This window comes from Bacillus sp. AF62 (genome assembly GCF_050312695.1).
GTDB classification, from domain to species: domain Bacteria; phylum Bacillota; class Bacilli; order Bacillales; family Bacillaceae_G; genus Bacillus_A; species Bacillus_A cereus.
Window position 1 is genome coordinate 101590 of record NZ_JBNPJZ010000089.1, and the last position, 8280, is coordinate 109869.

Sequence of the window (8280 nt, forward strand, 5' to 3'; positions counted from 1 at the left end):
TTTAATAATTAGCAGCAATATCCGCCGTAGCCGCCAGCATAACCGCCATAACCACCATAGCCACAACCGCCGCCTCCGCCGAAGCAGCTAGCACCGATGATAATTAATAAAATAAACAATACGATTAGAAGCGCAAAACCGCCTCCGCAACCATGTCTGCGGTTACAATCATCATGTCTGTGTTCACACTTTTCGCTCATTACCCTATTCCTCCTTTAGTATCATTCATAACAAGTTCACCTTGCTCTAAATGAGGGGATTCCATTTATATTATGTTTTCAGGGCGAATAGGAAGCTTGGCTTACCTAAAAACGGGCTTGTTTTAGGAATTGGGCTTTATTAAAAAGCGAATGAGCCTTATCCAGATGTAAGCATAAAACATTTGACATACTCTTAATTTCTTACTAATATTTAATTGAACGATCAATCAATTTTTTGATTATACATTTAAATCATATAAATTAGGAGTTGGATAGCGTGACTGATTCTTTTATTGCAGAGGCTAGGCGTGAACAAATTATTCTTGCATGTATTGATACATTAGAAGAGGTTGGATATAACAACTTAAGCTTAACGAAGGTAGCAAAAAAAGCTAAGATTAGCACCGGACTTATTTCTTATCATTTTAACGATAAGCTTTACCTTATGAATCGCACATTACAATTTTTAGTTGCCAAACAACATGAATTTATTAGTAATCGAGTACTATTAGCTCAATCTGAAATAAATAAACTAGAGGCTTTTATTGAAGCACACTTGGCTTATCAAGAAACTCATTACAAAAATAATATTGCCTTAATTGAGATTGTCTTTAATGCAAGAAATGAAGAGAACGTTCCTTATTACAGAATCGAAGACGACGAAGAGGAGGATGCTCTTAGAACGATGTTATTAGATATTTTGAAGACTGGTCAACAAAATGGCGTGTTTTCCGATTCTTTCCAAACCGACACATTAGCTTCATTTATTTTAGGAGCAATCGAAGAAAGAATGCTGAAGGCAAATTCATCTATATCCATAGAAAATTACTCAGATGAGCTCATAAAAATGGTGAAGAAACTCACTGTTTAAATATGCCTTGATTAAAAAAATATATATGAAAGGATGAACTACACATGAAAAAGGCATCTGTCATTGGATTAGGTTTTTTAGAAAAATTACTTGCTATAGTAAGCCCAATCCTTTTAGGCATTATTGGATATTTTTCACCTAAATTAATAGAGATTATAAAAAGGATTCCTCTCTTTTCTGATTCAAAAATTATAGAACTTTTAAATTTTATTAACCCCTTCTGGCTTCCTATTATCCTCATGCTAATTGGTGTTTTTGCAGGAATTTTATTTTCTTTAATTATTTATAGTGACGCTTTAAAGATGAACATTACTTCGGAAAGCATTCACGTGAATAAGGACGATCAAAAGAAACAAATCACCAGATCAAATGTAAAAGCCGTTTTTGTAGATAAGCGTCAAGTGGTTATCATTGATCAAGAAGAGCGAGAATGGTTACGTGAAACATCTGACATTAACCCAAGCAAAATTAAAGATACTTTCTTAATGCACGGCTTCCCCTGGGTGGAACAAGATCCTTATAAACATGAGTATAGCTTATGGAAATTAGAGGATGAGCGATTTAATAAAAGCATAAATACTATTTTGTATGAAAGACGAAATGCCCTTCGAGAAGGAAACTCGAAAAAAAAGAAGCATTTACGCAAAGATTTGAATGAGCTAGGAGTCTTTGTCAAAGACGATGGAGAAGATCAGTATGTCCGTTCCATTAAGTAATAGAAAGCACAAAAAACGAATAAACCCTACAGAGGAAATGTAATTTCTCTGTAGGGTTTATTCGTTTAAATCTGACCTCCTCTCCTAAAGAAACATATTCAACAAAAGGGCAAAACCGAATGCAATAAATGATAACAATGTCTCGAGTACCGTCCACGTTTTAAACGTTTCCTTCACCGTCAAACCTAAATACTCTTTTACAAGCCAGAACCCTGCATCATTTACGTGAGAAAACATTAATGAACCTGCACCGGTTGCAATAACGAGAAGCTCTAAATTCACACCAGACATGTGCTGAATAACTGGTGAAACAATCCCTGCTGCTGTCGTTAATGCTACTGTAGCTGAACCTGTTGCAATTCGAATTAAACCAGCTACCATGAAAGCTAATACGATTGGTGATAACGAAATATGTTCTGCCATTTGTGCAATAGCTGTTCCAACGCCGCTTTCAATTAATATTTGTTTAAATCCACCGCCTGCACCAATTATTAAAATAATAGAACCGACAGGCAATAAACTTTCATCTGTTAATTTTTTAATCATCTTTTTATTAATACCTTGTTTGATACCAAGTAAATAAAATGCTGCGAAACATGAAATAAGTAAGGCGATTACTGGACTTCCTATAAACACGAAAAATTCAGTTAATTTTTTCGGTAATGAAATATATGGTGCAACTACTGATAAAATCATCAATACAACTGGTAATAAAATAATAAAGAATGAAACTTTACGACTTGGCAAATCAGTTGATACTGTCGTAACTCGAACAAGCTCCGGTTCATTTTCAGGTATAACCCTCTTATGTACCCACTTTGCAAATATTGGGCCTGCTATAATAGCCGTCGGTAACGCGATAATTAATGAATATAAAAGTACCTTTCCTAAGTTCGCGTTATAAATACCGATTGCAGTCATGGCACCTGGATGCGGAGGTACTAGCCCATGTACGATAGATAATCCCGCAATAACAGGTAAAGCAATTAATAATATGTTTTGCTTCGTTGTTTTTCGAATTGAAATTACAAGTGGTAATAAAATAACAATCCCTACTTCAAAAAAGACGGGAATCCCTATAACAAAACCTGCAAATAACATAGCCCAAGGTAATTTTTTTACGCCGAAAAATCGAATAAAGAAATCTGCAACTTGCATGCCTGCTCCTGAATCAGACATCATTTTCCCGAGTATAGTTCCAAGTGCCAAAATACCAACTAAATGACCTAGTACACTACCAACACCAGTTTCATAGGCAGCCACTATTTTCGTTAAGTTCAGTCCAGACATAATAGCTAAAAACAAACTCGCAACTGTTAAACTAATAAATGCATGCCATTTCCACCATGATACCCCTAAAATAACAATTGTGATCGCAAGTAACGTGACGATTAATAAGTATATATCCATCTCTCATTCTCCTTACTTTTATCCCGATTGGTGTGGGCTAATAATTAGTGGGTGATGCCCTCCTCCACTAATTAAAGTTTTACTTTATAAAAAAAGAGGGGACATCCCCTCTTTTTTATACGTCATAATTCACTACATAATGCTGCATTTCTGTATTGTAGTAGCCTTCGCTATATTCAATTACTTCGCCAACTTCATCATAAGAATAGCGCATACGTTTTAATAACGCTGTTCCCTCTTTTTCACCTAGCGCTTCTGCAACGAAATTAGGTGCAAGCCCAACCGCGAATTCATCTCTGAAGTTTTCTAAATGTATACCTCGGTCCTCAACTAAATCGTAAAGCGATTGTAAATCAAAGTCCGATAAATCTGTACTCGCCATTCGAGCTGAGAAATAGTGCGTATAATGAATATACGGCGTATCATTTAACATATATAGGCGCTCGATACGAAAACTCTCTTTACCGAATAATCGAAACGGCACTGTTCCTTCCTCATTATGAACGATTTCTGCTTTTAATAATTTCTTTTGTACTTTATATCCTTCTTCCACTAACACTTCTGTAAATTTCTTACCCTTTGACAGTTTTGTCGCAGAAGTATTACGAATCACTTTCGTTCCTTTGCCGCTCTTCTTTTCCAAATATCCTTCTTGAGCGAGTTCTTTAATCGCATTACGCACTGTAATCTTACTAACTTTGAACTCTTCTTCTAATTGCGGTTCTGAAGGAATATTCGTATGAATCGCATATACGCCATGCAATATTCGATCACGAATAATATTTTTTATTTGTAAATATAATGGTCCTTTTTTCCTCGTTACGTTCACTGTTACACCCACTACCTTTCTACATCACCTACTGATGCCGTCATCGCCCGAAGTATATCTTTCTCTGATGACATTGGCGTATCACCGACGATTGTATGTGCTAGCATTCCAGCTGCTGACGCAAATGAAACAGCTTTCTCTGGTGCAAGCTCTTTTATCTCGCCATGAATAATTCCGCTCGTATAAGCATCTCCAGCACCTATTCTATCATATACAGAAAACGTAAGTGTTTTTGCAAAAGTTAACGAACCATCTTTACATATAAACCCGCGAAGCGAATGTGTATTATCACTGTTAATAGAGCGATGAGTACCAGCGATTGTAGCGATATGATACGTTTCAGCTACCTTTGGAATAAGATCCAGCAGCTGCGCTTCTCGCTCCGTCTCTTCTGTTTTCATTCCAAGAACGAACATCGCATCTTTTTCGTTCATCATAACGATATCAGCAAGCCCCAGCATTTCTTCATAATGCGGTTTTGCCTGTTCATATCCGTCTTCTCCCCAAAGTGATGGACGATAATTGCAATCAAAAACGACGGTTCCTCCGTTTTCTTTAACTGCTCTCGCTAAAGACTTCATATGATGGCGTACAGTATCATTCATCGCAAGTGTAATACCGCAAAAATGAACGATATCAATCTCCTTAGCAATTTCTTCAAATTGGTACATCTCTTCAGATGCCGTATTGAAGCTACTTTCTAATCGATTCGAATATGTAACGCGGCTTGCACGTGCACCGAATCCATTTTCTAAAAAATACATACCTACATATTTACCGCCTCCTGAAACAAGAGAAGTTTGAATCCCTAACTTTTGAATGTAAGATACAGCCGCATCTCCAACCGAATTTTCCGGTAAAGTTGAAATAAGAAGCCCTTCATGCCCTAAGTGAGAAAGTGCCGCTACAACGTTCACACCTGTACCTGAAAATGAGTAATTTAACGTGTTAGCTTGCGACAACAATTCATATCCAGGTACTTGCAGGCGCATCATTACTTCGCCGAACGCTGCAATTTTCTTACGCATATTGATCAACTAGCTTTTTCACGACTGCTAATAATTCACGCACATCTTCTACTTTCGTGTTACCAGTTTCTTTATCAATAATAGAAGAGTACACGTGCGGGATAACTTGCTCTACATTTGCCTCAAGCGCAATACGTACAATTGTTTCGAAGTTTTCTTTATCAATTCCGCCTGTTGGCTCTAATGCGAATCCTTCTTCCGCACAAGCTTTCGCAACTGCGCGATATTCTTCTTCATGGGCTAGCCCTTTCATCGGGAAGTACTTCAATGAATTTCCGCCCATATCACGTACAAGTGCAATCGCTGTTTTAATTGGAACGATTGCTTTTTCTTCTCCAGCCGCACTAATTGGGCCAGTAGAAATATTTACGTAACCTACTTTTCCTGTTGGCGATACTAAACTATTAATCCAGCTATCTTTTTCGCCAAGATTTGCACGTGTCGCTCCAACTGAAGGAAACACTTGGTTAATATGGCTACCAGGATAATGCTTCGCAATTTCAGCCACAACTGCCGCTTGGCGATTATCTCCTGCGCCTAGTCCGATTGATACAGCGTCATCAATTTCTTTTCCATATGCTTTCATAGCTGTAACAGCTTCTTCTACTGTTGGATAGTCTTTTGATAACACTCCCACTACTACATAACCTTCTGCTGCTTCAAAAATATCTTTCGCATTTTCTATATTGTTTGCCAATACATTTAATGCTACGCGGCCTTTATAAAAACGTTTTTGAATGTTTGTCATTTTAGTTTCCCCCTACAATTTCTCTCATTTTTTCTTCAATTACATGTATGTCATCACCTTGAAGTGGACGTGGATCGATATCAAAGAACCCTTGTCTTACTCCGTAATCACGTGTGTAAATTGCAATTTCCCCGTCGCGTAATGCAGCCACAACGTCTTTTGCCGATTTATTTAACTCTTTTTCGTTAATATGAATACGTGCTCTAAAGATTGCTCTTCCAGCTTCATCTTGAACGATCGTTACATTTACACCATTTAATTCTTTTAGCGGCATAAGTACTTGTAGCAATTCTTTTTCTTGCTCGCTCTTATCTTCTTTTACTCCGTACTCATCAAGCGCTTGAAGTAAGCCAAATGTTGTTTCTTTCCCAACCTTCATACTTCTTCCAATGCAATGTAATTGCACTTTCAGCCACTCAATATATTTTCGTTTCCCGCCAACAATACCAGAAGTAGGTCCTTCAATCGCCTTTGAACCGCTATAAATAGCAAGATCTGAATACTTCACATATTTTTGAATGTCTTCTTCAGCTGCTGCATCCACGATAAGCGGTACGTTATTTCGCTGCGCAACTTCCCATGCTTCTTCAACAGAAATCATATTTTTTTGCACTGCATGATGTGATTTCACATACAGAATCGCTGCTGTATTTTCACCAATTGCATCTTCAATATGCTCTGCTTTCCCTTCATTTGCATAGCCAACTTCTACAAGTTTACCGCCGCCTAAGTAAATCATCGTTTCAACAGGAGCACCGTATTGAACGTTATGACCTTTTAACATAATCACTTCGTTTTTCGCGATTACTTCTTGATGAAGTCTTTCACTTTTACGGCGATTTCCTTCTGTAACGATACCAGCGATAGAAAGCGCAATTCCGCTCGATGCTGAATTCACAACGACCGCTGCCTCTGAATCTAGAATTCTCGCAATATGGTCTCCTGCTTTATCTACTAAATCAGCAATTTCCACATAATTTTGTCCACCATGTTTCATCGCATCCATTACTGTATCTGTAGGAGCAGATACACCTAAAATACTCATTCTACCGCTCGCATTAATTACTCTTTTTAATCCGTACTTAGCATTCAATGAATGACCCATTAATTACAACCCCTTTCGTATCAATCCTTCTTTCAGCAATGCGCTGATCCCCTTCTGAATCAATTAACGTAACCTTCTCATCTTTAACCGTAAATAAAGTTAAGTTTGCAATATCGCCTTCTTGAATACGGCCAAGCTCTGGTTTCTTAAGCCACTCTGCCGCATTTTTCGTAACCGCATCAATCACTTCTTCTAGCGGATAACCTAAGTAAAGGAATTTCGAAAGAACGTGAGCCATACTATACACTGGACCATGTATACGATTCTTCCGGTAAATATCCGTACTAATTGTATTAAAGGCAATATCGTGACACTTCGCCGCTTCTGCTACTTTAAAAGAAAAGCTAGCATTACCGTGACCAACATCTAAATGCACGCCGCGATTCACCGCATCTAACAACACAGGTAGCGGTTTCCCTTCTTCATCAAATAAATTATTTTCTTTCCCGTTTAAATAATGTGTAATCACATCATCTTTTTCTAAAAGAGGTACAACTTCCTCTATACGTGGAGGCGCTGAACCGATATGTACCATAATCGGTAATGATGTTTCTCGAGATAAAGCGCGCGCTACATGCAGCGGTTCAATTCCACTATCACAAACGACACTTTTACTCATTCTCGCCTTTAACCCAACGATTACATCTTTATACTTTTCTACTGCTTCTATCGCTTTCTCTTTATCTATCCATTCCATATTGGATAATTCATCAATTCGTTTCAAACCGATGCGAGAAATATTTAAAAAGGCAAATAAATTTGTCTTTGCCTGCTCTCTACTTTTTACTAAATCTGCAATGCGATCAGCACCGCAACTACCCGCATCAACAATTGTCGTTACCCCTTGCTTAACGCCAATTTCATCTACCTCATCGCCATACGGATCAAACTCTGGAAAAGCGTGAACATGCAAATCAATCCAGCCACTCGATACGTAAGTACCAGAGTAATCAAGAACCTTTCCACCCTCGCCAGCACCAGCTTTCGTCACCTGTGCGATTTTGTTATTTTCAATTACAATGTCAATCTCTTCCCCGTTCACACGTTTCACATTACGTAGTACGAATCGTTCTGTCATTGTATTTCCACCCTTTTCTATAAGAAGCCATAAGAATACGCTTACATTAAAGTTTCATTTTATATCTCTTTCACACGTTTAGCGTAACACAAAAAAAGGGAGAAGTAAATATAACGTTATAATGTTTAAAAATACATAAAAAGATGCTCCTCCAAAATGCTAATAGTATAGGAAATTATATCAACGATTTTTTGAATATATCTATCATAACTTACAATATGAGGGTGTTGCAAAACTAAAATAAATATGCAATGTTATGAATCAGAAAAACTAGCTGAACATGCAATAGATAGCG

The 8280-nt window shown here is 37.5% G+C and carries 9 protein-coding genes; 2 read left to right on the forward strand and 7 right to left on the reverse strand.

All coding sequences use genetic code 11. The features are described from left to right. Nucleotides 1-8: 8 nt before the first annotated feature. Entirely contained in the window at nt 9-200 is a 192-nt protein-coding gene (locus tag ACQRBL_RS24255; RefSeq protein ID WP_001290392.1) for a YjcZ family sporulation protein, read from the reverse strand. Between the two features lie 277 nt (nt 201-477). Between ACQRBL_RS24255 and ACQRBL_RS24260 the strand changes: the two genes are divergently transcribed. Further along, a complete protein-coding gene (locus tag ACQRBL_RS24260; RefSeq protein ID WP_000132248.1) occupies nt 478-1071 on the forward strand; it encodes a TetR/AcrR family transcriptional regulator in 594 nt (197 codons plus the stop codon). A 44-nt stretch (nt 1072-1115) separates the two neighbouring features. Then, nucleotides 1116-1787: a YqeB family protein gene (locus ACQRBL_RS24265; RefSeq protein ID WP_000710352.1), complete on the forward strand. Its 672-nt coding sequence runs from the start codon at nt 1116-1118 to the stop codon at nt 1785-1787. Between the two features lie 84 nt (nt 1788-1871). Here the strand turns inward: ACQRBL_RS24265 and gntP are convergent, their stop codons facing one another. From gntP to ACQRBL_RS24295, 6 genes are all read right to left on the reverse strand, one after another. Then, on the reverse strand, nt 1872-3197 hold the full coding sequence (gene gntP, locus ACQRBL_RS24270) for a gluconate permease GntP (protein ID WP_000356187.1): 1326 nt from the start codon (nt 3195-3197) through the stop codon (nt 1872-1874). 115 nt (nt 3198-3312) lie between these two features. Further along, complete coding sequence (locus ACQRBL_RS24275; RefSeq protein WP_000539259.1) at nt 3313-4038, reverse strand: GntR family transcriptional regulator; 726 nt, start codon at nt 4036-4038, stop codon at nt 3313-3315. Next, nucleotides 4038-5054, reverse strand: coding sequence for a sugar kinase (locus tag ACQRBL_RS24280; RefSeq protein ID WP_411995726.1), 1017 nt, complete (start codon nt 5052-5054; stop codon nt 4038-4040). The genes ACQRBL_RS24275 and ACQRBL_RS24280 overlap by 1 nt, the downstream gene beginning before the upstream one ends. Further along, nucleotides 5047-5802: a 2-dehydro-3-deoxy-phosphogluconate aldolase gene (gene dagF, locus ACQRBL_RS24285; RefSeq protein ID WP_000181907.1), complete on the reverse strand. Its 756-nt coding sequence runs from the start codon at nt 5800-5802 to the stop codon at nt 5047-5049. The genes ACQRBL_RS24280 and dagF overlap by 8 nt, the downstream gene beginning before the upstream one ends. 1 nt (nt 5803) lies before the next feature. Next, nucleotides 5804-6907, reverse strand: a complete 1104-nt coding sequence (locus ACQRBL_RS24290) for a DgaE family pyridoxal phosphate-dependent ammonia lyase (RefSeq protein ID WP_023523247.1) — start codon at nt 6905-6907, stop codon at nt 5804-5806. Beyond that, complete coding sequence (locus tag ACQRBL_RS24295; protein ID WP_023523248.1) at nt 6885-7985, reverse strand: amidohydrolase/deacetylase family metallohydrolase; 1101 nt, start codon at nt 7983-7985, stop codon at nt 6885-6887. The genes ACQRBL_RS24290 and ACQRBL_RS24295 overlap by 23 nt, the downstream gene beginning before the upstream one ends. Nucleotides 7986-8280: the final 295 nt, after the last annotated feature.